This is a genomic window from Lysinibacillus sp. EB271-A1-10B, from assembly GCF_058791335.1.
Genome location: NZ_JBYTDL010000006.1, coordinates 72,453 through 98,767, shown reverse-complemented (window position 1 = coordinate 98,767; position 26,315 = coordinate 72,453). Strand labels below are relative to the sequence as shown.

Genomic DNA, 26,315 nt, shown 5'->3' with positions numbered 1-26,315 from the left:
GATGTAAAATGTAAAAGTAAAGTAGAATAACATAGTCAAAATGACACAAATTATGTATAATATACAATAAGTTAATAGTAATTGATTTGTACGTTATATAGAAAAGGTGATTTCATGACAGACCATTTACAAACGCTAAAATATATAAAATCAGATGTTTTGAGCATTTGGGTGAGTTCTAAAGAACAAACTGGTTTAAATGAGTATTTTCACCCATTGGAACAGTGTCTAAAGAAGCATTTTGGAATTGTGAATGTGGCATTCCTCGGTTTTGAAGGTAATTCTTTAATACCTGTAGAAGAGATGGCTACTTTAACAATTGAAACGAAACTAAATGCTGTGTCATGGTTAATGATTGAAGCTAGTTTTTATCAACAGAAAATGGTAAAAATCCCTTATATATTAAAAGAAAAAGAAGCCTATTCGAAGATGACAGATATGGTTCTTTTCCAAGTAGAAGGTAGGAATCCAATAGGTGGGCTACTAGTAGAGGCAACAGATGCTTGGACAGACTTTATGACTTCTAATTACGGGGAAGAAAGTATAGAAACGCTTACGAAAGTTCTTCAGTTGATAAGAGAAAATTATGAAGTAAAAGTGAATGAAGATCAATTTAGAAAATTGTATAATATGACAGATTTATTTCATTCAACAATGGATATTGATTTAATTTTAGAAAACGTCTTAAAAAATATTAAGGATAATTTCCCCGAATTTAATGTGGAGCTTATACTATCGAATGATCAAGACCGCCATACGACTATCGATATTAAGCTTTTTGATTACTTATCTGAAAGGCCTGCGACTATTGAGGCTTTTGTCTCAGGAGAGCTGACGACGGAGCTTGCTAGCGATTTGAATTGCCGAGTTTTAAACGCCCCTATTAAAGGAAGACAAGCTATTTATGGCATTTTACAAGTAAGTGCACCTACAACGTATCTTTTTTCAACGACTGAAAAAGATTTTGTACGAATGCTAGCGCAAACATCAGGAAATGCGCTCGAAAATGCAAAATTATATCATCAGTCACATCGCCTTGTGAGTGATTTGCAACTCATCAATGAAACATCACATCGTTTAAATATGAGGATAGGCATTAATGAAATGTTACTTTTCCTTCAAAAGCAGTTAATGAAATCATTTCAACCAATGGAAGTTTGTTTCGCTTTTAAGCATAATGACACATTTGAAGTGACGGATGCTAGTACGGCCTTATTTAATACAGAAAAGGGTCAAACATTTATAAAACATGTTGAACAACATTTTAAAAGTACCAACGATCCACTATTTATTGCAGATTTCAGCCGTTTAACCCCTACTCATATTGAATATCGTTCAATTATGGCAATCCCGATTTTAATGGAAGAAAAAATAAATGGCTTTAGTATTGTGTTACACAAGGAGCCATATTTCTTTTCGTTTGATAGTTTTAAGTTAATGCAATCATTAATTCATCACTCTTCTTTAGCAATTGCAAACTCAATATTACGACATCAACTTCAGGAAATGGTAGATTTAGACCATTTAACAAAATTGTATGCAAGAAGTTATTTAGACAAGTATGTAGAAAAGTCACTTATTAATGATCAATCTGGGATGTTCCTACTCATTGATATTGATAATTTCAAACGTGTGAATGATACGTATGGTCATCAAATTGGTGATAAGATTCTTATGCAAATTGCGGTACAGTTAAAAGAAATGATTGGAGCTCGCGGTATTTGTGCACGCTGGGGTGGAGAGGAAATGTCTGTGTATGTTCCGAATATTGATGAGAAAGAAGCAATCGAATTGGCTGAAGAAATTGTTGCAGTAATTCCAAATACAACAGATCCTCGGGTGACAATTTCAGCAGGTCTCATAACATGGGATGAACTGTATCGTCCACCGTTTCAATCTGTTTTCCTACATGCAGATACAGCGCTGTATGAAGCGAAAAATAGTGGTAAAAATCGATTCTGTATGCATGATCGACCGTATCAAATAAACTAATAATTCGCTCCTGAAATTAGGGGTGACATCTCGGTGGAGGGTGGACAACTCTTTCGGAATCGTGGCTCATCGGACGCCACAAGGAAAGTGCTCAGAATGAAAATAGACTTCACGAAATTAAATGTCATCCATTTTTTTGCAATGAAATACCCTGAAATGACAATAAATCATTTCAGGGTATTTTTTTTATAAATGGGAGAGTAAGGTTACTACGAATAGCTCTAATCCCTCTTGATCTTCCTTAGAAAAGCGATTAACGATTGGGCTATCGATATCAAGAACACCGATGACCTCTCCTTCTTTTTTCAAGGGAATCACGATTTCGGATTGGGAAGCGGCGTCGCAGGCAATGTGACCAGGGAAGTCGTGTACGTCTTTTACGACCATTGTTTCTGCTTTACTTACTGCTGTTCCACATACCCCACGTCCAATTGGTATTCTGACGCATGCAGGTAAGCCTTGGAATGGCCCTAATACAAGTTGCTCTCCTTGTAATACATAAAAACCAACCCAGTTAATGTTCGGCAGAAACTGATTTAGTAATGCAGAGGCGTTACTTAAATTAGCAATGCGATCGCTTTCTCCTGTAAGTAGGGCATCTAATTGTTTGGCCAACGTATTATATTGCTCGGCAATTGGCCCTTCATAATTAATTTGAGTAAACATAAAAGCACCTCGTTTGAAAGTTATTATTTTGGATATATAACATTAAAGTGTTGATGCAAATCAGCAACACTATGAGCATCTGAACCGAAAACCATTGGAAGCCCAATAGATTTACTATAGTCTATGAAGGAAAATGGTGGATAAGTTTCCTGACAATATGTTTTACTTAATCCAGCGCTATTTAAATCTAACTCATAGCCTTCTTCCTTCATTACATCTAAAACTTTTCGAATCTGCGCAGAATCATCAATCTTCACTGTATGTGCTAATTGGAATTTGTGAATAAGTGAAGGATGCCCAATGCGCTTAGGCTTGTATTGTCCTAAATCTGCTTTAATGGATTGTAGGACGGTATCGTAATATAAATTATACACTTGTTCAATAGAGCCGACTTTCTTTGCAAAAGCCATAAAACTTTCTGGAGAAAAGTCTATGCATTCAAAGGTATTGTCCCATTGTAAAAAATGAACTGATAAAATAGAATCATCTAAAAAGTGTCCGTATGTATCAAGAAATTGACGAGTTTCTTGTTCAAAGCCTTGAATATAGTCGACCTCTAGCCCTATATGAATGCGAATGTCTTGTGCGTACTCCTTTTGAAGGCGTTGCAAATCTTCAAAATAAGGCATTAAAAATTCCGGATTCATACCACTGTCTTGCTGTGGTGTAGGGTCTACAAAATTCAATGGTAATGGTGCATGTTCTGTAAAGCTAATATCTGTGAAATCATGAGAGATTGCTTTTTCTATATACTGCTTAAATGAATCAGAGGTACCATGTGGACAATATGGGCTATGAACATGGCCGTCACATTTCATAAATACCACTCCTTTATATTTTTGGATAATACACTTATATTTGCGCATATTGTTCAAAAATTAAGTTATTGTTATTCTTAAAAGGCGTAATTACACAAAAAACACTCAAATTTTAGTACAAAAGGCGATAACATAGTATATAATAAATACAACTAGCCAATTCGTTTATTGTAGAATAGGAGGCTTACGATGGAGTATATCATCATTCCAGTTATCCTACTATTAATTTTAGCGATAGTAGGATTTATGATGCGACGAAAACATACAACAATCATTGCTAAACTTGAAAATGAAAAATCACAAATACAAAACAATCCCATAAATGAGGAAATTTCAAAAGTTAAATCTTTAAACATGAACGGTGAAACGGAGGAAATGTTTGAACGATGGCGTAATAGTTGGGATGAAGTCATCGATGTACATATGACAAAAATTGATTCACTCTTATTCGATGCAGAGGATCAAATCAATAGACTTCGTTTTAATAAAGCAACATTAATTGAACGTGAGATAGAAGATTACATTAAAAAGTGTGAACAAGATAAAGATAAAATCTTAGAAGAACTAAATGAATTAATTGGCAGCGAAGAAAAAAATCGTATTGAAATTGAACAATTAAAAGAATACTATCGCTCTGCACGTAAAACATTGTTAGCGCACCAACATTCATTTGGGGTAGCATTACCAGCTCTAGAGAAAAAACTGGAGACGTTTGTTCAAAAGTTTGAGGAATTCGATGTGCTTACTAGTGAAGGGAATTATTTGCAGGCACGGGAAATTGTTATTGGCTTAAACCAAGAATCACAACAGACATTTGAATATATCAATGATGTCCCAGCAATTTTGACTGAATTGCAAGTGAAGCTTCCAGGAGCGGTACAGGAGTTACGAAGTGGCCAGCGTGAAATGGAAGATCAATCCTATTATTTACAACATTTAGAGCTAACTGAAGAGCTTAATAAATTTGAAGAAGAATTTGTAACATTAAAAAGTGAATTAGCAGAGCTTAACTTAAATGTTGTTAAACCACGTGTTACGGATATAAATGAAGAAATTGATCATTTTTACGATCTTCTTGAAAAAGAGGTTATTGCTAAAAATTATGTTGACCAAAATTGTGATCGTTTATTAAGCTCAATCACCAATGTTATTAGTTCAACAAGATTAGTAAGTGATGAAGCAACTTTTGTGCAGCAAAGTTATCGCTTAAATGAAAAAGATGCTGAAATTCCAAAAGCTGCATTAAAGCAATTAGAAGCTTTACAACGTCGCTATGATTTATTGGCGATGCGTGTTAGAGAGGAAAAATCTGCATATTCAAGTTTACAGGAAGAATTGATTGAAATTAGTGATGAGCTAGAAAGGATTCATGAGGAGCAAGGTCATTTGTCAAATACGATGAAGAAGCTACGAATTGATGAAAACAAGGCTCGCATGCAAGTAGAAAGCTTAAAGAAAACATTACAAGAAACAGATCGTCTATTGAATAAGGCTAATATTCCAGGTATCCCTGAAGAGATGGATGCCCGTCTAGATGAGGCAGCAGAGCATATTTATTTAGTTATGCAAAGCCTGCAAGAGGTGCCTCTCAACATGGGAACAGTTCATAATAATTTAAATGCCGCAACACTTTGTGTAGAAGATGTAAAAACGAAGTCGCATGAATTAATTGAAAATGTAATGCTGATTGAGCGCATTATTCAGTACGGTAACCGTCATCGTGCAACAAATCCAAAATTGAATTCTCGTTTAAAAGAAGCAGAAGGATCTTTCAATCAATTCCGTTATTCCAAAGCATTAGAAGAGGCTGGAACAGCAGTTGAAGAAATGGAGCCAGGTGCTTTAAAGCGAATTCAAGAACTTGTGGCTGAAGAAACAATATCAAAATAGTCAAGTATAATAAGAAATTACAGCAGCTGTCTAAAAGGTATAGTTATTACTTTTTAGACAGCTTTTTATTAAGATACGAAGTAAGCGCCCTGCTGGAACGGAAATCACCCCCTCGTTGTAGATATAAAAGCTAAAGATGGAACATCAAATGAGGCGGAGACTTTAATTATTTTTGATTCGAAATGATGAAAAATAGAGGTGTTCAACATGCAATTTTATAGTCGGGAAATGAATGAAATGCATGCGACTGATATATTAAATTGGAAATATGAAGAACCATATGATTTTTACAACAATGAACTTTGCGACGAATCTCTAAAAGAATTTCTTGAAAGTCCGTATTATTCTATTGTCAATGATCAAGAAGAGCTAGTCGGTTTTTTCTGTACAGGAACATCTGCACAAGTACCTAAAGGACATGACTATGGTGCATATATAGACGAATGCATTGATATTGGAATAGGGATGAAGCCTGAGTTAACAGGAAAAGGGTATGGTGCAGAGTTTTTTTCATTTGTTTTAAATCATCTACAACAAGAAAAAAATTGTCCTCTTCGTTTAACAGTAGCTACCTTTAATGCAAGAGCCATTCACCTATATGAAAAATTAGGCTTTAAAAAAGTTATGAATTTCACAGCTTCAACTGAATTTATAACAATGGAGAAAGCTTAATGAATCAGCCAGTCAATTAAGAAAAATTTGTGGGATTGCTTGTTTTTCTTGAACTACTAGTGTGAAATTAGCTTACAATATAGTTAAATATAGCAGCGTTAGCTTTTACTGAAAGTAGAGGGTGACATTAAAAAAACATGCTATGTGTATAAGTTGATCTTCGTTACGACTGGGCGACTCCTCGGGGATTAGCGAAAGCAACAAATGTTTTAACTGTGCGAAAGCAAAGCGGCAGCTACAAAGCGCCCAGGAACGGAAATCAACTACACGTTAGGGTGATGAGCCTAACAATGCAGAAATCAAATTTTTTTGCTGCTTAATTTTTAGTTAGAAACGTTCATAGCAAGTCTTTAAGATGCCACTCTAAAAAGGGTGGTTTTTCACATTAAAAGCAAACAAATAGGTGATTAAATTAGGATAATTGTTAAAGTTAGTAGTCAATCGCTGAAGATTGCGTTATGATAAATACCGTTAAATCAACGTTTTGAAAGTGTGTGATAATAATGGAAGTTAATACAATCTATTTAGACAACAGTGCAACAACAAAACCTATAAAAGAGGTTATGCAAGCATTTATGGTAGTGAATGAGCAGTATTATGCCAATCCTGCTTCCATTCATGCAATGGGTGTTGAATCAAATGAATTATTAATGCGTGCACGTGAGCAAGTAGCAGATATTTTGCATACAGAAGCAAAAAATGTGCTATTTACATCAGGTGGTACTGAATCCAATAACACGGCTATATTTGGTTTAGCACGTAGCAACACACATAAAGGAAATCATATTTTAACAACTGAAATTGAACATCCATCTGTCCTAGAATCTGTGAAGCAGCTTGAGCAAGACGGTTTTGATGTGGAATACTTGCAAGTAGATGAAAACGGAGTTATTTCTTTAGAGGAGCTTCGCGCAAAAGTGCGGAAGGATACCATTTTAGTAAGTATGATGCATGTAAATAATGAAATGGGCGCGATTCAACCAATTTTTGAAGCTGCAAAAATTATTCATGAATCGAGTCGTGCAGCTTTTCACGTAGACGCTATACAAAGCTTCGGGAAGTTACCGATATCATTTAACGATGACGAGGGTCCAGACTGTATTTCAATTTCTGGTCATAAAATTCATGGCTTTAAAGGTTCAGGTGTACTCGCATTCCGTAAAAAAATGAAATGGCAACCGTATGCACTTGGCGGAGGGCAGGAATTTGGTTTGCGTAGCGGAACAGTAGCTGTACCGCAAGCTGTAGCCTTATCAAAAGCAGCTCGAATAGCGATAGAGACGATGAATGACCGTGCAAAAAAATATCGTCAATGGTATGAAGAAATATGCACTCAATTACGTGGATATGGAGATGAAGTGCATATTTTATCAACACCAAAAGGAGCTGCACATATTTTATCTTTTAGTATTCGCGACTTAAAAGGTGAAGTCATTATCAATGCATTGCAAAAACGTAATGTAATTGTATCGACATCGAGCGCATGTTCATCGAAACAGACAAAAACAAGTCATGTTGTTGAAGCTCTAAATATCGATGAGCATTTTAAAAATGGTGTTATTCGTATAAGTTTTGGCGCACATGTAACAAATGAAGATATTGTAAAGTTTAAACAAGTATTAGATGAAGTATTGACGGAACTAAAAGGAGAATTTTAAAAATGATTTGGAAAGAAATTTTAATTCGATATGGAGAGCTTTCTACAAAAGGTCGCAACAAGATGGATTTTATTCGTCGTTTACGAGAGAACATTCGTCATGCGTTTGCGGATTTAGGACATTTACACATTCGCACAGAGCGTGATCGAATGTTTATAGCCATTCAAGATGAAGCACAAATGGACGTACTATTAAAAGGTTTACCTAAAATTTTTGGTATTCAATCATTTAGTCCTGTGGCTGCATGTGAAAAAGATATCGAAGCCATGAAAAAACTAGCCATAACAATTATGGATACATTTAAAAATGAGCAGCTTACATTTAAAGTAGAAGTAAAGCGCACAGATAAAACATTCCCGTTAGAATCACATGCCATTCAACGCGAAATTGGTGGTCATGTATTACCACAATATCAAAATTTATCAGTAAAGGTGAAGAAGCCTGATATCGAACTTCGCGTAGAGGTGCGTCATGATGCAACATATATGATGGCGCAAGTTATTCCGGGTGCAGGTGGAATGCCTGTAGGCTCGAATGGTAAATCTTTATTAATGCTTTCAGGTGGTATCGATAGCCCAGTTGCCGGTTATTTAATGATGAAACGAGGAGTGCGCTTAGAAGCGATTCACTTCTTTAGCCCACCATACACAAGCCAAAACTCATTGGAAAAAGTAAAGGTACTTGCTAATGAATTAACGAAATTCGGAGCGAGTATACGTTTACACGTTATTCCTTTCACTGAAATTCAAGTTCTTATTAAAGAAAAAGTACCATCTAATGTATCGATGACAACTACTCGTCGTATGATGCTAAAAGTTGCTGACAAAGTACGTGAAGACATTGGTGCACTAGCTATAGTTACAGGTGAAAGTCTTGGGCAAGTAGCGAGTCAAACTCTTGAAAGCCTTACAGCTATTAATGCAGTAACGAACACACCGATTTTACGTCCATTAATCTCATCAGATAAATTAGAAATTATCGATATTGCTGAGAAAATTGGCACATACGAAACGTCTATTCAGCCATTTGAAGACTGCTGTACAATTTTTACTCCTGCAAGTCCAAAAACAAAGCCAAAGCTTGAAAAGGTTGAGCATTACGAAAGCTTCTCGGATTTTGATGAACTCATCGAACGAGCAGTGAAAAACCGTGAAGTTTACATTTTCCCGAAAAAAGAACAAGATGCCGATAAATTTGCGGATCTTTTATAGAAGAACCTTGCGAATTCATAAGAGCCGACTCAAAAGTACATTTTGAGTCGGCTTTTTTAGTCCATTTCCTTCTGAGGTACAATTTACCTGAAATATTTTTGTATTAAAAATCTAAAATCGCACATTCTATATTCACAAGGAGGTGAGAAACACATGGCAAACAACAATAACCGCAGTTCAAATCAACTTGCTGTACCTGGTGTAGAGCGCGCACTTGATCAAATGAAATACGAAATTGCACAAGAATTTGGTGTTCAATTAGGAGCTGACGCTTCAGCTCGTGCTAACGGTTCCGTTGGCGGTGAAATCACTAAACGTCTTGTACAAATGGCAGAATCTCAATTAAAAGGTATGCCGAACAACCAATAATTGCTTAATTAGCAATTATTAAAATTAAAACCAGTGACCGTAAAAGGCACTGGTTTTAGTTTGTTTAAAATGTTTATTTTTTATCCCGTATTAACGGGCAGTAATTTAAAAACCCGATTGAAAGACGCCCCCTGATTAAAAGTTTCAATTTATCCTACAAATGCTTTAAATGTAGAGACTGTATTCGAAATATCTTCACTTTCGCAAATTGCGGAAATAACTGCTATTCCATCTGCACCTGCTTTAAATACCGTATGTGTATTCGAGCAGTTTATGCCTCCAATTGCAACGATAGGCAGCTCTGGGTATTGTCCGCGAACTTGCTGTAAAAATTCAGTGCCACTAGGCGGTTTGGCGTCACTTTTAGAAGTAGTTGAAAAAATTGGACCAATTCCTACATAGTCAGCACCATATTGTAAAGCAGTTATTAATTCCGCTTGAGAATGAACAGAAACACCTAGTATCATGTTGCCAATTTTTTTACGTACCATTGACACAGGAAAATCTTCTTGGCCAATATGAACACCATCTGCTCTAAGTTTTATAGCTAGCTCTACATCATCATTAATAATAAACGGAACATGATACTGTTGACAGAGCTTTTGACATTTACGAGCAAAATTTTCATAGGCTCGTCCAGTAAGGGTATTTGGCCCTTTTTCACGGTATTGAAACATAGTAATTCCGGATTGGAGAGCTTTTTCTAATACAATTATTGGCTCCTGATTGAAAACATTACCTGTACCCATAATAAAATATAGCTGTAAATCGTCACGTTTCATGTATGATCACCTCGCAGGAATCCTTATACTGTTGATAAGCAAAATGATTTGTTGGACCATGGCCATTCCCAATAGATAAATCATGAGTTATTGCTAATTGAATAAATTTTTTAGCTTCCTCAATTGCCTTTTCTATAGGTAGCCCAAGGCCAAGAAAAGCAGTTAATGCAGCGGAAAATGTACAGCCTGTACCATGCGTGTTTGCTGTTGCAATACGAGTAGATTGCATAGAAAATGATCCACCATCTTGAAAAAATACATAATCAGTAGCATGACATATATCCTCTAAATGACCGCCTTTCATAACGACGCATTGAACACCTGTCTGTAATAAAATCTGGGCTACTTCTTTAATATCTGCTATAGAATTAATTTTTCTTCCAGAAAGGGTTTCGGCCTCAGGAATGTTAGGTGTTACAATTGTTGCTAAAGGTAGCAAATAATTTCGTAATGCCTCAATTGCTTCTTGCTGTAATAAGCTCTCGCCACCTTTTGCAATCATAACAGGATCTACAATAAGTGGAATATTTACTTCGGCTAAAATATGTGCAATTGATTGGATGATTTCGGAGGAAAACAACATTCCTGTTTTAATAGCACTAATTGAAAAATCCTCGATTAGCGCTTTCAGTTGTTTTTCAACAAAGCTCACTTCAATTGGTAAAACATCTGATACACCCAAAGTATTCTGGGCCGTTAAAGCTGTAATGACAGACGTTCCAAATACTTTTAATTCCTGGAATGTTTTTAAATCAGCTTGTATACCTGCACCGCCGCCACTATCTGAACCGGCAATTGTCGTTACAATATGCATTATTCTTCACCTTCCTTTGAAAGGCGATGTAGTTCATTCAATACAGCTATTTGAAAATCGCCAATGAATCGAGTAGAAGAAGCGGCTTTTTCTGCTAATTTTTTATAAAGTGATAATGTTTCTAGTAATTGGTCAAATGGTTGATCTCCTGCGGTGATAGAGGCACAACATATTGCACTCAATAAGCAGCCTGTTCCAGTAACTTCTGTCATTTGCGAATTTCCACCTGTAACCCATTGCTGAAGTTTGCCGTCAGTAATAAAATCCTTTTCACCGGTCACAATAACAATACAATTGTATTGCTGAGCTATTTTTTGTGCCTCCATTTCTAAAGAAATTGAACCACTACCACTATCTACGCCTTTTTGTTGCCAGTCTACATTGGCAATTGCTGCAAGCTCTCCGATATTGCATCGAATCGCCGCAAATTTTATTTTCTCCAATAATTGCTGTACCGTTTGTTTCCGGTAAGTCGTTGCACCGGCTGCAACAGGATCTAAAACAACCGGAATGCCAAGAATATTTGCTTTTTTCCCTGCAAGTAACATGGATTCTTTCATTCGCTCATTAAGGGTCCCAATATTGATCAATAAGCCTGAGGCGATTGTGACCATTTCTTCAACCTCATGACCGTCATCAGCCATGACTGGAGAAGCGCCTATTGCTAATAAGCCATTTGCTTGGAAATTAGCAACCACATAATTCGTTATGCAATGAATAAGTGGATTTTGTTTACGGATCGTTTGGAAAATCAATTTAAGTCCTCCTCGTTGGATGGACGTAAGCGTGCAAAAAAGGCCCTTTTTCGTGCAAAAAACACGTAAAAGAGCCTTTCATCAGTAAGTCGATGTGAATTGCTCCCTACGTCAGTATTAACTAACAGGTTCAAAGGGTCAGGTTTTACCTTCTCAACTCTTAATGAGTCCCCCTGCAATCATGCTTTTAGTTGACCAAAATGTACCATATTATTCATTCGCGTTCAATAGGGAGTTTTTTATTTTCATTCAGCAACTCTGTACGAAAGCGACGATTACGCCAATTTGAAATGAATAGAAGCAATACGTGACTGATGCCATATAGCGGAGCATGATAGTTGTCACGACTTTAATAAATTAGAGTGAATTCAATTGAAAATGATAAAAATTGAGTTTTATAATGGGCGTAACAAAAGGGGGCAATTGCCATGAAAAGAGAAGATTTAATCGCACCAGAATGGTATAACATTTCAGAAGAAATTGAAAAATATGCACAGGATCCTACGAAAAATGCATTATTAGTTTATAGCGAAGACGAGGAAATTCAGTACTTAACATATACAACTTTACTTGAAAAGGCGAATCAGGCAGCACATGTATTTACCTCCCAAGGTTTAAAAAAAGGCGATGTTATTTTAGTCATGGTACCGAGATCAGTGGAAGCATATATCGTGTATATTGCAGCTTTGAAGGCAGGTTTAACTATTATACCTAGTTCAGAAATGCTGAGAACTAAAGATATTGAATATCGAATCAATCATGCCGATGCAAAAGGAGTTGTTGCATTTGAGCCTTATATTGAACAATTTGATAATGTGGAAAATTTACAAGCAATAAAGCAATTTGTCATTGGTCATGCACATGAACCTTGGCAACCGTTGCTTGAAAGAATGCATAGCCAACCAACATCTTATATAAGCTCTACTCCAACTAAGAGTACAGACATTGCATTTTTAGCATATACAAGTGGTACAACAGGCAATCCAAAGGCAGCGGTACATACACATAGCTGGGGTTACGCACACTTGCGAACTACTTCACCAAATTGGTTAGGTGTTCAAGAGGGTGACATTGTTTGGGGAACAGCAGCTCCAGGCTGGCAAAAATGGATTTGGAGTCCGTTCCTCGCTACTTTAGGAAGTGGTGCAACAGCATTTGTTTACAAAGGTCACTTTGATGCGGCAACTTACTTTAGACTGATTGAAAAATTCAATATTAATATTCTGTGTTGCACACCAACCGAATATCGATTTATGGCGAGTCTTGAAAATTTACAAGATTTTAATGTAAGTACAATACGTCAGGCTGTGTCAGCGGGTGAACCTTTAAATAGTGAAGTGATAAAAGTATTTTCCGAAGTTTATAATTTACAAGTACGAGATGGCTATGGACAAACAGAGAATACATTACTTGTTGGTACAATGGTAGGGATGGAGTCTAGAATGGGATCAATGGGCAAACCTACTCCGGGTAATACTGTTGAAATTATAAATGATCTTGGAAATCCTGTTGCGGTTGGGGAAATTGGAGATATTGCTGTACACTGTGAAACGCCCGCGTTATTTAAAAAATATTTAAACGATCCAGAACGGACAAATTTACAATTTAGAGGCGATTGGTATATTACCGGAGATCGTGCATACAAAGATAATGATGGTTATTTTTGGTTTGAAGGACGCGGGGATGATGTCATTATTTCGTCTGGGTATACGATTGGACCATTTGAGGTAGAAGATGCATTGTTGAAGCATCCTGCAGTGAAAGAAACTGCCGTTGTTGCAAGTCCAGATGAGATTCGTGGAAATCTCGTGAAGGCGTTTGTTGTGCTCTGTGAAGGAGAAGTTGGTAATGAAACACTTATAAAAAAACTACAAAGCCATGTAAAAACTTTAACAGCCCCATATAAATACCCTCGTAAGATTGAGTTTGTTACTGAGCTGCCAAAGACCTCATCAGGCAAAATTCGTCGTGTCGAATTACGAGAGCAAGAAAAAATCCATTTTATCAAGCATCATTAATTTCCTAGGAAATAATGTCGAAAATCAAAGTTCCTGCTTTTTTATAATATTAGGTAATGTATTATAGGTTGAATAAGTTAAAGTTTTTGCAAAGTGTTGGAGATCAACTTCGTATTAGGGTGATAAGCCATATTATTTGGGGGAGACATCATTAGTTAGTTGGAAAATCAACCCTACATTATTTTAATGAACTTGGAAAAAGGTGCAACCTTAAGTAAACATGGCTGAATAGGTGCGAAAAGATTTTTCAAAAATATTTTTGATAAGCTGTCTCAGTTGCAATTAATTCCCTCCATTTAGTAATATTAAGTACATATGATGATTAGGAGGCGTTTATATGGCACAAGTAACATTTAAAAATGGTCAAGTAACACTTGTAGGGAACGAAGTAAAGGTTGGAGATCAAGCACCAGATTTCTCTATATTAGCGAATGACCTATCACCTGTTACATTAAAAGATTCAGAGGGGAAAATTCGTTTATTTAGCGTGGTACCATCATTGGATACTGGTGTATGCGATGCACAAACACGTCGTTTTAATGAAGCAGCAGCTGGCTTAGGTGATAATGTAGTAATCTATACAGTATCTGTTGACCTTCCATTCGCTCAAAAACGTTGGTGTGGTGCAGCAGGTATTGATGCTGTTCAAACAGTTTCAGATCACCGTGACCTGTCATTTGGTGAAGCATATGGTGTCTATATTCAAGAGTTACGTCTTCTAACACGCGCAGTATTTGTTGTGGATGCAAATGACAAAGTGACATATGTGGAATATGTTCCTGAAGCAACAGACCATCCAAACTATGAAGCGGCAATTGCAGCTGTCAAAGCACTAGCATAATTTATTGATTTTAGGCTAAGATATTACTAGACAAAGGGGCTGTGACAAGTTTTTGTCACGGCTCTTTTCTGCGTGAAAGGAAGTTGTGTATGGAAAACATCGAGAAGTTGTTTGGTATGCTAAATGAACATGCTGAAAAGATAGAAAAAGAACATAATATTACATTGCTAGAGGGTATTCTAGATGGCTTAGAGGCATGGCTAGGTGGGGAAGTTGATTTTTCACAAGAAGGTGCTACGAAGGAAGATGTGCGCAAAGCGATTCAAATTGCTGTTTTAAAGGGAATGCGAAAAGGCTCTCAGCCGAATCATCAGATGACACCAGATACTCTTGGGTTATTAGTTGGTTATTTTGTGGAGCAACTATTTGCAGATCGTCTAAAAACCGAAAAAATTTCGATTTTAGATCCAGCAGTAGGTACAGGGAATTTACTCCTAACAGTTATGAACTTATTAGACGAGAAAATAGAGGCAACAGGTGTAGAGGTTGATGAACTGCTTATTCGTATAGCTGCTGCTACAGCTGATTTGACAGAGCAGCCTGTTTCCTTATACCGTCAAGATGCGTTACAAGATTTATTAGTAAGTCCTGCAGATGCTATTGTTTGTGATTTACCAGTGGGATATTATCCGAATGAAGATATCGCATTAGACTATGAGCTGTGCCCTTCAGAAGGGTTGAGCTATGCGCATCATTTATTTATTGAGCAATCCATTAACTACACGAAGGATGGAGGCTATTTATTTTTCCTTGCACCAACGCATCTCTTTGAATCTGAGCAATCGAAACAACTGCATAAATACATTCAAAAGCATGCTTGGATTCAAGCAATTATACAATTGCCAGATACAATGTTCGCCAATAAAGCACTAGAAAAGAGCATTGTCATTTTACAAAAACAAGGTAAGGATTTCAAAGCCCCAAAAGAGGTGCTATTAGCAAAAGTACCAAATATGCAAAATAAACAAGCTCTAGCTATGTTCTTTGAAAAAGTGAATATGTGGCAAGAAGGGAAATAAGTAAAAAAAGGTATCCGAAATTGGATACCTTTTAGTTTATCAATAATAAAATATGTATCAATGAACAACTGTTGGTTTTCACCCTGAGTTTTCACACCCTAGAATAGGTGAAAAAGTTAAGCCGAAATAGTATTAATTATAATTAATACTAAAAAGATTCAGCTTAAGACTTCCTAATAGAAAAAAGAGAAAATTTTATGTTCCCTAGTGCTAACGTAGCGGCAGCAACAAAGCTCCCAGTCGTAACGGAAATCAACCCCCTCGTTTTTTACCAGAGAGCCATACTTTATTTAATAAGAACTTTAATCCCATTCACATATTAATTTTTCAACAACAAGAAAAAGGTATCCAATATTGGATACCTTTTATGTAATACAAAATTAATTTTCAGGTGTGCGGATAACAAGTACGTCACATTTAGCTGAGCGTACAATCGCTTCAGATACTGAACCGATTAGGAAGCGTTCTACTGCATTTAGACCAGTTGCACCACAGATGATTAAGTCTGCGTCTACAATTTTAGAAAGCTCTTTTGTAATGATATTTTTTGGTGAGCCATATTCAATTACAAGGTTAATATTTGTTAAGCCTTCTTCTTCAGCTTGCTTTTTGTAACCATTTAGTAGCTCTTCAGAGAATGCTTGAGCACGCTCTGCAATTGAACGGTCATATGCTTCAATAGCAGCGAAAGAACGTGTATCAATAACATTTACTAAATTTAATACAGCACCATCGTTACGTTTTGCTACGTCAATTGATTTACGGAAAGCGTATTCAGCTTCCTTCGAACCGTCTACTGCAACTACAATGCTTTTATATTTATTAGCCATTTGTATTACCTCCCTGATTTGTATATGTTGATTATACCAAATGATTTTCTAAAGGAAATACTTTCCGGAAGAAAAAATGTGAAAAAATGAAGACGTTTACAGTGATTCAGTTAATCATCATAACATAGGAGATTCACATTCCTCTAAGGTGCTGCGAACTCCAAAGAGCTGTACAACCTTCACTCTTATTAACTAATAAAGGGAATATGTTTTAATAAATGTCATCCTGGAAGAAAGATAATTGTAGGAAAATTACCACTTTATTAATTTGAATATTTAGCATTATAAAAATATTTTTAATTTTATCTATTATTATTTTAATTAAAGCATTTTTTGTTTATGTTTGGTAATATGGAAATGCAAGGGGTGCATCAATACATCGAAGAGTATGTAACAATATGTGCTTATTTTTTAGGTAATGGAAGGGGATAGGGAAGATGAAGATTGGTATTCCAAAAGAGATTAAAAACAATGAAAATCGTGTAGCCATGACACCAGCAGGGGTTGTTACATTAACAAATTCAGGTCATGAAGTGTTCATTGAAACGGGAGCAGGTTTAGGCTCAAGCTTTACAGATGCAGACTATGTTGCTGCAGGCGCTCATATTGTTGATACGGCAAAAGAAGCATGGGCGCAAGAAATGATTATGAAAGTAAAAGAACCTGTAGCGTCAGAATACGATTACTTCTATGAAGGTCAAATCTTATTTACTTATTTACATTTAGCGCCAGAGCTTGAATTAACGCAGGCACTTTTAAATAAAAAAGTTGTAGGCATTGCTTATGAAACTGTGCAATTAACAAATGGTTCTTTACCGCTTTTAACACCAATGAGTGAAGTTGCTGGTAAAATGGCAACACAAATTGGTGCACAATTCTTAGAGAAAAATCATGAAGGTAAAGGTATTTTACTAGGCGGCGTATCAGGTGTACCACGTGGTAAAGTTACAGTGATCGGTGGCGGTATAGCTGGAACAAACGCGGCGAAAATAGCTGTCGGAATGGGTGCTGATGTAACGGTAATTGATTTAAGCCCAGAGCGTTTACGTCAATTAGAAGATTTATTTGGCCGTGATGTACAAACATTAATGTCCAATCCATATAATATTGCAGAATCAGTGAAAAACTCAGATTTAGTAGTTGGAGCTGTTTTAATTCCTGGAGCGAAAGCACCAAAGCTAGTTTCTGAGGAAATGATTCAGTCAATGCAACCAGGCTCAGTAGTAGTCGATATTGCTATTGACCAAGGCGGTATTTTTGCGTCATCTGATCGAGTGACGACACATGATAATCCAACTTATGTAAAACATGGAGTTGTACATTATGCAGTAGCGAATATGCCAGGAGCTGTACCACGTACATCAACAATTGCTTTAACAAATAATACAATTCCTTATGCACTTCAAATTGCTAACAAGGGTTATAGACAAGCATGTGTTGAAAACGCTGCATTGAAACTAGGTGTTAATACAATTGATGGACATCTTGCTTACAAGGCTGTTGCAGATTCTCAAGGGTTGCCATATGTAAATGTTGATGAATTAATTCAATAAATAAAGTAATAAAAGGAAGCACCGTGTTTAATTATGGGTGCTTCCTTTTTATGTTGTTGAAAAACTATTCCCTTAGCAAAACGAGGGTTGATTTCCGTTCCAAGCTACTCGCTTTGTTGCTGTCGCTGCGCTTTCGCACAATCAAAACCCTCTGCTGCCGCTTCGTTAGCACTACGCCTTCGCGTAAAAAACATCTGTTGGCCCAAGCAGCTCATCGAACGCCCTCAGGAAAGCGCCCAGCTGGAACGGAAATCAACCACTCGTTTTGCCGGAGAGCGTACTTTAAACTAAAAGAGGAAGCACCATGTTGGTTGCTTCCTTCCTTTTCCTTAAATAAACTTACAGTACAATCAAATCTTTCGGGAATTTTGTAAGTATTTCTACGCCATCTTTTGTTACTACTACATCATCTTCAATACGGACACCTGTCACATCGGACTTATAGATGCCTGGCTCAATTGTAAAGACCATGCCTTCTTCCATAGTCATTTCATTTGCGCCTGTAACAGATGGGAATTCATGTACAGAAATGCCGAGTCCATGACCAAGTCGGTGTGTGAAATAATCGCCATAGCCTGCTTCAGTAATAGTATCACGAGCGATCTTATCTAAATCCATTGCACGAACACCTGGCTTCACAGCTGCAATAGCATTTGTGTTAGCAGATAGTACTGTGTTGTAAATTTCCTTTTGTGCTTCACTAGGTTCACCAAAGGCAACTGTACGTGTAATGTCAGAACAATAACCATCGTAAATTACGCCAAGGTCGAATAAGATCATATCGCCTTTTTCTATTTTTCGAGCACCTGGTTTACCATGTGGAGAGGCTGTTTTTGGACCGCTCAATACCATTGTCTCAAAGGACATCTTGCAGCCTTTATCCTGAATAGCACTTTCTATTGCTGTTAAAATTTCCATTTCTGTTTTGCCTTCTGCGATTTCTTTACAGCCGATTTCAATAGCATAGTCAGCTAGTGCAGCGGCTTTACGTAATTTTTCTAATTCATTTGCCTCTTTAATTACGCGCATAGCATTGATTTTTTCATCAAGGCGGACAAAACTTGCCTGTGGAAATGATTGTTGTAGAGCTTCTAAACGCTCTACAATAAGTTGACCTTTTTCAATAGCAAACGTTTGTGGATTAACATTACGAGCTTTTATCGCTTGTGCAAGAACTTCCATTGAATTTTCAGTATCTTGGTGGCCGATGACTTCATAAGACCAACCTGCATCCTTCGCATCTGGGATCTCCATTTTTGGACAAATTAAAAAAGGTTCTGCCTCTTTAAAAATCATCACGCCTAGCAATCTCTCATGTGGATCACTTTTAAAGCCTGAAACGTAAAAAACATTGTCTGGTGTCGTTACGAAAGCGGCATCAATTTGGTTTTGTTGTAAATAACTTTGAATTTCTTTAACCTTTGACATAAACAGTTCCTCCTCTTATTGCACTGAAAAATTTCCATGTGCTTGGCTAAACTAATAGCTTAACCGGGATGAGGCTTCGACTTTTGAGCGATTTATAACTCTAATTCGATGCTTCATTTTGTACAAATGAATAAATGTCTTCCCACAAGGTATGCTTTGTTGGGAAAGAATCTATTATTCTCTGTACAAGCATATCAAAAAAAGGGAAAAATCGCATGGATAGCGAATAAAAATGGTGTAGAACAATATGTACCGCAGGGAGGAAACGTAAATGGAAATTAGTTATCATGGACATTCTGTTGTCAAAATTCAATCAAATGGGAAAACAATCTTGGTAGATCCATTCATTAATGGGAATGGACAAACAGATTTAAAGGTTGCTGAGGAAGCACCGGATATAATCTTACTTACACATGGTCATAATGATCATGTTGGTGATACAGTGGAGCTTGCAAAGAAAAAAGATGCACTTGTCATTGCGCCAAACGAGTTAGCCAATTGGATTTCTTGGCAAGGAGTGAAAGTGCACCCGATGCATATAGGGGGAGCCAAGGAATTTGATTTTGGTAAAGTGAAGTTTACGCAAGCTTTCCACGGTTCGTCATATGTAACTGAAAATAACGAAATTATTTATATGGGAATGCCTGCTGGAATTTTACTATTTATCGAAGGATTAACAATTTATCATGCAGGGGATACAGCTTTGTTTAGTGATATGAAACTAATTGGAGAACGCCATCCTATTGACATTGCATTTTTACCAATTGGTGATAATTTTACGATGGGTCCAGAAGACGCAGCTTGTGCCGTGTCATTTTTGAAGCCGAAAATTGTCGTACCAGTTCATTACAATACATTCCCACCAATCGAGCAGGATCCACAAATTTTTGCGGATTTAGTGCAAAATGCAGAGGTTCAAATTTTAAAAGCGGGTGAAAAAGTAAACTGTTCCTAATCAGTGACACTGCTGTACTATATGAGTTGGCACCACGTGCGTAGTTGAAACGATGGGGAAAGTATAACAAATTCATCACTTTATATTAAATATTTTTATAAAAAATATGGTACACTAAGAGCAGAATTGATGATTGAGAAATAGGTGATATTTTGTCTACAAAACATGAGAGAATTTTACAATACATCGAATCATTACCCGTTGGTGATAAAATTTCAGTACGTCAAATTGCAAAGGAAATGCAGGTGAGTGAAGGAACGGCATACCGTGCTATTAAAGAAGCGGAAAATCGTCGTTTAGTAAGCTCTATTGAACGTGTTGGAACAATTCGTATTGAGAAGAAAAAGAAAGAAAATATTGAGCGATTAACCTTCGCAGAAATTGTAAATATTGTAGATGGCCAAGTTTTAGGTGGAAAAACAGGTCTACATAAAACGTTAACGAAATTTGTTATTGGTGCCATGCAATTAGAAGATATGATGCGTTATACAGATGCAGGAAGCTTGCTGATCGTTGGTAACCGTTTTAAAGCGCATGAAAATGCACTTCGAGCTGGTGCAGCTGTTTTAATTACAGGGGGCTTTGATACAACTGAGGAAAACAAATTACTTGCAGATTCCTTGGACTTACCGATCATTTCAACAAGCTATGATACCTTTACTGTGGCAACAATGATTAACCGCGCAATTTATGACCAATTAATTAAAAAAGATATTTTATTTATTGAAGATATTTTTGTGCCGATGACTGATACTTCTGTTCTTCGAAATGATGAAACAATTCAACATTTCCACAAGCTAAATGAACGAACAACTCATGGTGCATTTCCTGTTGTGACAGCAAACAATAAGCTTGTTGGGATGATTACAGTAAAAGACGTTATCGGTCGCGAAGAAAACGAGTTTATTGAAAAAGTTATGACGAAAAATCCGATTGCTGGATCGATGAAAATGAGTGTTGCTTCTGCAGGGCATCGTATGATTTGGGAAGGGATTGACCTGTTACCAATTGTCGATGATGATAATATTTTGCAAGGTGTAATTAGTCGACAAGATGTACTAAAGGCGCTTCAGCTTGCTCAAAGACAACCTCAGCATGGTGAAACGATTGATGATTTAGTGAAAAATGAGATGAAGGTGCTTGGCGATGAAGAATTAATCGTAGAATTTAAAGTAACTCCTCAAATGACCAACCAATACGGGGCAATTTCTTATGGAGCATTTACAACTTTGCTAGCGGAAGTTGGTTCATTCTCATTAAAGCGTCGTAAACGTGGAGATGCAGTTGCCGAAAACATGACGATTTATTTCATCAAACCTGTGCAAATGGAAAGCACACTTACTGTAAAGCCTCGAATATTAGACATGAGTCGTAAGTTTGTGAAAATGGACTTCGAAGTGTTTAATCAACAAATGCTTGTTGGGAAGGCAATGATGATGTTCCAACTACTGGAACGTTAAGAAAACAGAAAAAGGGATGGTCTAGGGTACATGCTAGACCATCCCTTTCATTTCTTTCAGCGGGTGTCATGGAATTATGCCGAGGCATAATTGATTATTTATCGGTTAATACGGTACTCTTCTTCAACAAATTGACCGTAGTGACGAACCTTTTTAGTGTTTTCGACAATAACAAAGATGCCTAAAACGACAAGAATTGCTACAATAATAAATGTAAATAACCCTGGGAATAAATAAGCTTGGTTTAAACCAAACAAAAGAATAAATGCACCGAAACTTACATTGGCTTTACTCTTGTACCAATTTTTAGCGATTGGTAATGAAGAACGAAACTGTTTTGTTTTAAAATAAAAATAAAACACAAATGATATGATTATTGTAAATACAAATATTAAATTGAGCATAGTAAACCTCCTAGCATAACTAGTCATTATTGTAACGATTATTGAAGAAAAATGCTAACGGTTATTACTATCAAGTTGGGGGAAATTAATTTGAAAAGACAAATCATCGACACAATTGCTTCATATGAAACAATCATTATTCATCGCCATGTGCGACCAGATCCAGACGCTTATGGATCTCAGCAAGGCTTAAAAGAGCTTATTTTAGCAAATTATCCGGAAAAGAAAGTTTTTGCTGTAGGTGAGCATGATGAATCATTATCATTTTTAGTAAATCCCGATGACATTACAGATGAAATTTACGATAATGCTTTAGTTATTGTGACAGATACGGCAAATACAGAACGTGTGGACGATCAACGCTATATAAAAGGTAAAACGATTATTAAAATAGATCATCATCCAAATGACGATGCGTATGGTGATTTACTATGGGTAGATACGAATGCGAGCTCTTGTAGTGAAATGATTTATGAGCTTTTTGAGGAAGGGAAACAAGTAGCCAACTGGATTCTACCAGATGCCTCCGCAAGATTATTATTTGCTGGTATTGTAGGAGATACAGGACGTTTCCAATTCCCTAGCACGACCGCAAAAACGTTTAAAATTGCAGGGGAGCTTGTTTCATATGATTTTGATCGAAATCAAATTTTCGATGGAATGTATGAAATGGAGCAAAAGCTATTAAATTTACAGGGCTATATTTATCAAAATTTCAAAATGGATGAGTACGGAGCAGGACATATCAAGCTGACAAAGGAATTGCTAGCAGAATTCAATGTTGTACCGTCAGAGGCATCCCTGTTAGTTGGCTGTCTTGGAAGTGTGAAAGGTATTTGTGCATGGGTGGTCTTCATTGAAGAGGTCGATCAAATTCGTGTGCGTTTACGCTCAAAAGGCCCTGTTATTAACACTTTGGCGAAGGGATTTAACGGTGGTGGACATCCGCTCGCTTCAGGAGCTACAGCTTATTCATGGGAAGAAGCAGAGCGTGTTATAACGAGATTACAGGAAATTTGTAAGGCGTATCGATAAACATTTTTTCATACCTAGAAAGGAAGGGATTCATTTGACACATGTATATACGAAAATGCATACGAGTGCGGATTTATTGCAAAGTACGATTCGGCTTGAGCAATTGATCCCTTTTTTACAAGAGCAAAATACTCAGGCCTGTGCAATCGTCAATTCAAAATTGTACGGGCTTTTGCCTTTTTGTAAAGCATTGCAGCAAGCGAATATTCATGCTGTATTAGGGCTCTCGATAAACGTACAGTGGCAAGATAGAAAGGTTCCAATTGTGCTGTATGCTCAGACGCAAGAAGGCTACCAGCATCTTTTAAAGATTAGTAGTGCAGTTTCGATAAGAGAGGATAATACGCTTCCGTGGAAATGGCTTGAAGGATATGCGGCGGGCTGTGCGGCATTACTTTCTTCGGATGATTTAGTAGAAACTGAGGATTGGACAGAAGTAGCAAGTGCTTTAAACAAGGTATTTGGCAAGCATTTATTTATGGGAATTGCAAGACCAGCAGGAATGAAAGCCGAAAAAGAAGAAACGTTTGTGACGTGGTGTGAAACTATGAATATAACGTTAGTTGCCTCCCAAAGCTGTTATTTTTTACGACCAGAAGATCATTTCGCCTTTGAGGTTGCAAGAGCGATAGATTCAGGTGAAAAGCTTACTGATACAATGCAATCAGCTCATTTACAAGGATATTTCGCTCCGACAGAAGAGGAATGGCGAAGCTGGTTTGCTGATCATCCAGAATGGCTAGCATCTAGTGCAACGATGCTAGCGAGCTGTACGGCGGAAATTCCTGAAATGCACGTTCAAATGCCTAAATTTCCTGTTCCTACAGGTGAAACAGCCGAAAGCTTGCTTGTCAAAGAGACTTTTGCAGGATTGGCAGAACGATTAAAGCAAGCAGAGATTCCTAAAGTTTATCAGGAGCGGCTTCAATACGAGCTTGAGATTATTTGTTCAATGGGCTTTGCAGATTATTTTTTAATTGTTGCAGACTTTATGCACTTTGCTAAAGAAAATCGTATTTTAACAGGTCCTGGTCGTGGTTCATCAGCAAGTTCTCTTGTAGCTTATAGCTTATCTATTACGCAAGTAGATCCATTAGTTTATGGCTTATTATTCGAACGATTTTTAAACCCGGAACGTGTTACACTGCCGGATATCGATATCGACTTTGTCGACAGTAAAAGACAAAAAGTAATCCATTATGTCGCTCAGAAATATGGCAAGGCAAATGTGGCGCAAATTATTACGTTTGGCACTTTATCTGCAAAGGCAGTAGCTAGAGATGTTGCGCGTGTTTTTGGTTTTGACGCTGAAACGTTAGAGAAAATCTCGAAAATGATTCCCAATAAACCAGGAATAACATTGCAAAAAGCAGTAGCCGAATCACAAGGCTTACAAGGCTGGTTAGCTGAGGATGAAAAACATCGTCGTTGGTTTGAGGTGGCGTTAAAACTTGAAGGGGTGCCAAGAAATTCTTCCACTCATGCGGCAGGAATTGTGCTGTCACCTTCTCCATTAGTTAATACGATACCGATTGAAGAAGGGCATGATGGAATTTATTGTACGCAATGGCCGATGGGAGATGTAGAAGCCTGTGGACTTGTCAAAATGGATTTTTTAGGATTGCGCAACCTGACAATTTTAGAGCAAGTGCGTTGGTCAATTTATAAAGCCGGTGGTCCTTGGATAGAGTTTGAGCTTATACCGATGCAAGATGAAAAAACATTTCAACTTCTTCAAATGGGAGATACATTAGGGATTTTCCAATTAGAATCGGAAGGTATGAAGCAAGCTTTACGTGATATTCAACCAACCCATTTTTTAGATATAGTAGCAGTCAATGCGTTGTATCGCCCTGGTCCAATGGATTTTATTCCGATGTATGCTAGACGGAAAGCGGGAAGGGAATCGGTTACTATGCCTCATCCGGCATTAGAGCCCATTTTACGAGAGACATTTGGTGTCATAGTTTATCAAGAACAGATCATGCAAATTGCCTCGGTGATGGCTGGATTTACGATGGGACAAGCGGATTTATTGCGTCGAGCGGTAAGTAAAAAAAATCGTCAAGTATTAGAAGAGCAACGTACCGCATTTGTAGATGGAGCAATGAAGCAAGGCTTTGACGTCCATGTGGCGGAAGAAGTGTATGCATTAATTGTACGCTTTGCAGACTACGGTTTTCCTAAAAGCCATGCTGTCGCATATAGCGTTATCTCCTACCAAATGGCCTATTTAAAGGCACATTTCCCGCAAAGTTTTTATTCTGCGTTATTATCAAATGCAACAGGAAATGTGGAAAAAATTCTGCAACTTGAGAATGCGGCAAAAGAGAAAGGAATTTCGTTTTACCCGCCATCATTAAAACAAAGTACAAAATTCTTTACTGTTGAGAAGGATGGAATTCGCTACAGCTTGTCCGGAATAAAGGGTGTTCCCTATACATTTATAGAAAAAGTATACGCCTTACGCCAGGCGAAGCCAGAAGCATTGGATAATATATTTGACATGGCAGTTGCATTAAGCGCACAGCATTTTAAACCAAAAGTAATGGAGTCTTTAATTTTCGCGGGGGCTCTCGATTATTTAGATAAAGATCGTGCGGTACTGATAGCGACATTGGAGGCAGCTTTGAAGCATGCAGAACTGCTAAGACCAACTGAGGATATTGATATTGAATCGACTACTACCTTTAGCTTTGGTAAGCCAAAGTATATGGAAGCAGAAGCGATGCCACAAAAGGAAAAATTGCTACGTGAAAAGGAAAGTCTTGGTTTTTATATATCAGCCCATCCGGTTACAGAGGAAAGAGCTTTTTGGAATGAGGTAAATAGTACGTGCAGAGAGTTAAAACAAGCGCGTGACGGAACGTATGTCAAAATGCTTGGCATGATAGAAGAAGTGAAAAAAATACGCACAAAAAAAGGTGAGCAAATGGCCTTTGTTCAGCTTCAGGATGAGTTTGGAGCAATATCTGTAACCTTATTCCCTCAGGTTTTTCATCTTGTTCAAGAGCTGTTACTTGAAGATGAATTGCTTTACATTGAGGGGACACTTGAAAGACGCTTTGGTAAACCTCAAGTGAAAGTAAAACATGCGCAAGCGACGAAAAGAATATGAAATTGAAGAAAATATTAGAAACTGCAT

At 37.2% G+C, this 26,315-nt stretch carries 22 protein-coding genes and 1 riboswitch; of the genes, 14 read left to right on the top strand and 8 right to left on the bottom strand.

What is annotated here, in order from left to right; genetic code table 11:
- Positions 1 to 114 precede the first annotated feature (114 nt).
- On the top strand, positions 115 to 1,992 hold the full coding sequence (locus tag AC3WSK_RS10910; RefSeq protein ID WP_079561620.1) for a sensor domain-containing diguanylate cyclase: 1,878 nt from the start codon (positions 115 to 117) through the stop codon (positions 1,990 to 1,992).
- A gap of 186 nt (positions 1,993 to 2,178) precedes the next feature.
- Here the strand turns inward: AC3WSK_RS10910 and AC3WSK_RS10905 are convergent, their stop codons facing one another.
- Positions 2,179 to 2,658: a GAF domain-containing protein gene (locus AC3WSK_RS10905; protein WP_079561619.1), complete on the bottom strand. Its 480-nt coding sequence runs from the start codon at positions 2,656 to 2,658 to the stop codon at positions 2,179 to 2,181.
- Positions 2,659 to 2,681: 23 nt separating this feature from the next.
- Entirely contained in the window at positions 2,682 to 3,476 is a 795-nt protein-coding gene (gene hisJ, locus AC3WSK_RS10900) for a histidinol-phosphatase HisJ (RefSeq protein ID WP_427483138.1), read from the bottom strand.
- Positions 3,477 to 3,665: 189 nt separating this feature from the next.
- Between hisJ and ezrA the strand changes: the two genes are divergently transcribed.
- The 5 genes from ezrA to AC3WSK_RS10875 all read left to right on the top strand — a co-directional run bounded on the left by ezrA (position 3,666) and on the right by AC3WSK_RS10875 (position 9,276).
- On the top strand, positions 3,666 to 5,366 hold the full coding sequence (gene ezrA / locus AC3WSK_RS10895) for a septation ring formation regulator EzrA (protein WP_427483136.1): 1,701 nt from the start codon (positions 3,666 to 3,668) through the stop codon (positions 5,364 to 5,366).
- 207 nt (positions 5,367 to 5,573) lie between these two features.
- Positions 5,574 to 6,038, top strand: a complete 465-nt coding sequence (locus AC3WSK_RS10890; protein WP_492412850.1) for a GNAT family N-acetyltransferase — start codon at positions 5,574 to 5,576, stop codon at positions 6,036 to 6,038.
- A 503-nt stretch (positions 6,039 to 6,541) separates the two neighbouring features.
- Positions 6,542 to 7,696 carry a cysteine desulfurase family protein gene (locus AC3WSK_RS10885; RefSeq protein ID WP_079561615.1) on the top strand — a complete coding sequence of 385 codons (1,155 nt, stop codon included), beginning with the start codon at positions 6,542 to 6,544 and terminating at the stop codon, positions 7,694 to 7,696.
- A 2-nt stretch (positions 7,697 to 7,698) separates the two neighbouring features.
- On the top strand, positions 7,699 to 8,907 hold the full coding sequence (gene thiI, locus AC3WSK_RS10880; RefSeq protein ID WP_079561614.1) for a tRNA uracil 4-sulfurtransferase ThiI: 1,209 nt from the start codon (positions 7,699 to 7,701) through the stop codon (positions 8,905 to 8,907).
- Positions 8,908 to 9,060: 153 nt separating this feature from the next.
- A complete protein-coding gene (locus AC3WSK_RS10875) occupies positions 9,061 to 9,276 on the top strand; it encodes an alpha/beta-type small acid-soluble spore protein (RefSeq protein WP_079561613.1) in 216 nt (71 codons plus the stop codon).
- A 149-nt stretch (positions 9,277 to 9,425) separates the two neighbouring features.
- Here the strand turns inward: AC3WSK_RS10875 and thiE are convergent, their stop codons facing one another.
- The 3 genes from thiE to thiM are packed head-to-tail and all read right to left on the bottom strand — an operon-like array spanning position 9,426 to position 11,627.
- On the bottom strand, positions 9,426 to 10,058 hold the full coding sequence (thiE, locus tag AC3WSK_RS10870) for a thiamine phosphate synthase (RefSeq protein WP_079561612.1): 633 nt from the start codon (positions 10,056 to 10,058) through the stop codon (positions 9,426 to 9,428).
- A complete protein-coding gene (gene thiD, locus AC3WSK_RS10865; RefSeq protein ID WP_427483130.1) occupies positions 10,048 to 10,872 on the bottom strand; it encodes a bifunctional hydroxymethylpyrimidine kinase/phosphomethylpyrimidine kinase in 825 nt (274 codons plus the stop codon). Before thiD ends, thiE begins: the two co-directional genes overlap by 11 nt.
- Positions 10,872 to 11,627, bottom strand: coding sequence for a hydroxyethylthiazole kinase (thiM, locus tag AC3WSK_RS10860; protein WP_427483128.1), 756 nt, complete (start codon positions 11,625 to 11,627; stop codon positions 10,872 to 10,874). Before thiM ends, thiD begins: the two co-directional genes overlap by 1 nt.
- An 86-nt stretch (positions 11,628 to 11,713) precedes the next feature.
- A riboswitch (TPP riboswitch) is annotated at positions 11,714 to 11,812 on the bottom strand.
- A 243-nt stretch (positions 11,813 to 12,055) separates the two neighbouring features.
- On the opposite strand from thiM, the gene mbcS reads away from it, so the two are divergent.
- The 3 genes from mbcS (at position 12,056) to AC3WSK_RS10845 (ending at position 15,505) form a co-directional block, all read left to right on the top strand.
- On the top strand, positions 12,056 to 13,645 hold the full coding sequence (gene mbcS, locus AC3WSK_RS10855) for an acyl-CoA synthetase MbcS (RefSeq protein ID WP_492412846.1): 1,590 nt from the start codon (positions 12,056 to 12,058) through the stop codon (positions 13,643 to 13,645).
- 337 nt (positions 13,646 to 13,982) lie between these two features.
- Complete coding sequence (gene tpx, locus AC3WSK_RS10850; RefSeq protein ID WP_079561608.1) at positions 13,983 to 14,486, top strand: thiol peroxidase; 504 nt, start codon at positions 13,983 to 13,985, stop codon at positions 14,484 to 14,486.
- 89 nt (positions 14,487 to 14,575) lie between these two features.
- Entirely contained in the window at positions 14,576 to 15,505 is a 930-nt protein-coding gene (locus AC3WSK_RS10845; RefSeq protein ID WP_427483124.1) for a class I SAM-dependent methyltransferase, read from the top strand.
- Positions 15,506 to 15,885: 380 nt separating this feature from the next.
- On the opposite strand, the gene AC3WSK_RS10840 is transcribed toward AC3WSK_RS10845, so the two are convergent.
- The gene (locus tag AC3WSK_RS10840; protein WP_079561606.1) at positions 15,886 to 16,335 is read right to left on the bottom strand and encodes a universal stress protein; all 450 of its coding nucleotides are present in this window, start codon (positions 16,333 to 16,335) and stop codon (positions 15,886 to 15,888) included.
- Between the two features lie 437 nt (positions 16,336 to 16,772).
- On the opposite strand from AC3WSK_RS10840, the gene ald reads away from it, so the two are divergent.
- Positions 16,773 to 17,888, top strand: coding sequence for an alanine dehydrogenase (gene ald, locus AC3WSK_RS10835; protein WP_079561605.1), 1,116 nt, complete (start codon positions 16,773 to 16,775; stop codon positions 17,886 to 17,888).
- Positions 17,889 to 18,227: 339 nt separating this feature from the next.
- On the opposite strand, the gene AC3WSK_RS10830 is transcribed toward ald, so the two are convergent.
- Positions 18,228 to 19,316 carry a M24 family metallopeptidase gene (locus AC3WSK_RS10830; RefSeq protein WP_079561604.1) on the bottom strand — a complete coding sequence of 363 codons (1,089 nt, stop codon included), beginning with the start codon at positions 19,314 to 19,316 and terminating at the stop codon, positions 18,228 to 18,230.
- A gap of 271 nt (positions 19,317 to 19,587) precedes the next feature.
- On the opposite strand from AC3WSK_RS10830, the gene AC3WSK_RS10825 reads away from it, so the two are divergent.
- Together AC3WSK_RS10825 and AC3WSK_RS10820 are read left to right on the top strand one after the other, a co-directional pair.
- The gene (locus AC3WSK_RS10825; RefSeq protein WP_079561603.1) at positions 19,588 to 20,271 is read left to right on the top strand and encodes a metal-dependent hydrolase; all 684 of its coding nucleotides are present in this window, start codon (positions 19,588 to 19,590) and stop codon (positions 20,269 to 20,271) included.
- 152 nt (positions 20,272 to 20,423) lie between these two features.
- Positions 20,424 to 21,731: a DRTGG domain-containing protein gene (locus AC3WSK_RS10820; protein ID WP_079561602.1), complete on the top strand. Its 1,308-nt coding sequence runs from the start codon at positions 20,424 to 20,426 to the stop codon at positions 21,729 to 21,731.
- Between the two features lie 98 nt (positions 21,732 to 21,829).
- On the opposite strand, the gene AC3WSK_RS10815 is transcribed toward AC3WSK_RS10820, so the two are convergent.
- The gene (locus tag AC3WSK_RS10815) at positions 21,830 to 22,135 is read right to left on the bottom strand and encodes a YtpI family protein (RefSeq protein ID WP_079561601.1); all 306 of its coding nucleotides are present in this window, start codon (positions 22,133 to 22,135) and stop codon (positions 21,830 to 21,832) included.
- 90 nt (positions 22,136 to 22,225) lie between these two features.
- Here AC3WSK_RS10815 and AC3WSK_RS10810 point away from each other — a divergent pair, with 90 nt between their 5' ends.
- Together AC3WSK_RS10810 and dnaE are read left to right on the top strand one after the other, a co-directional pair.
- A complete protein-coding gene (locus AC3WSK_RS10810) occupies positions 22,226 to 23,170 on the top strand; it encodes a DHH family phosphoesterase (protein ID WP_427483120.1) in 945 nt (314 codons plus the stop codon).
- A 34-nt stretch (positions 23,171 to 23,204) separates the two neighbouring features.
- Entirely contained in the window at positions 23,205 to 26,288 is a 3,084-nt protein-coding gene (gene dnaE / locus AC3WSK_RS10805) for a DNA polymerase III subunit alpha (protein ID WP_492412841.1), read from the top strand.
- Positions 26,289 to 26,315 lie beyond the last annotated feature (27 nt).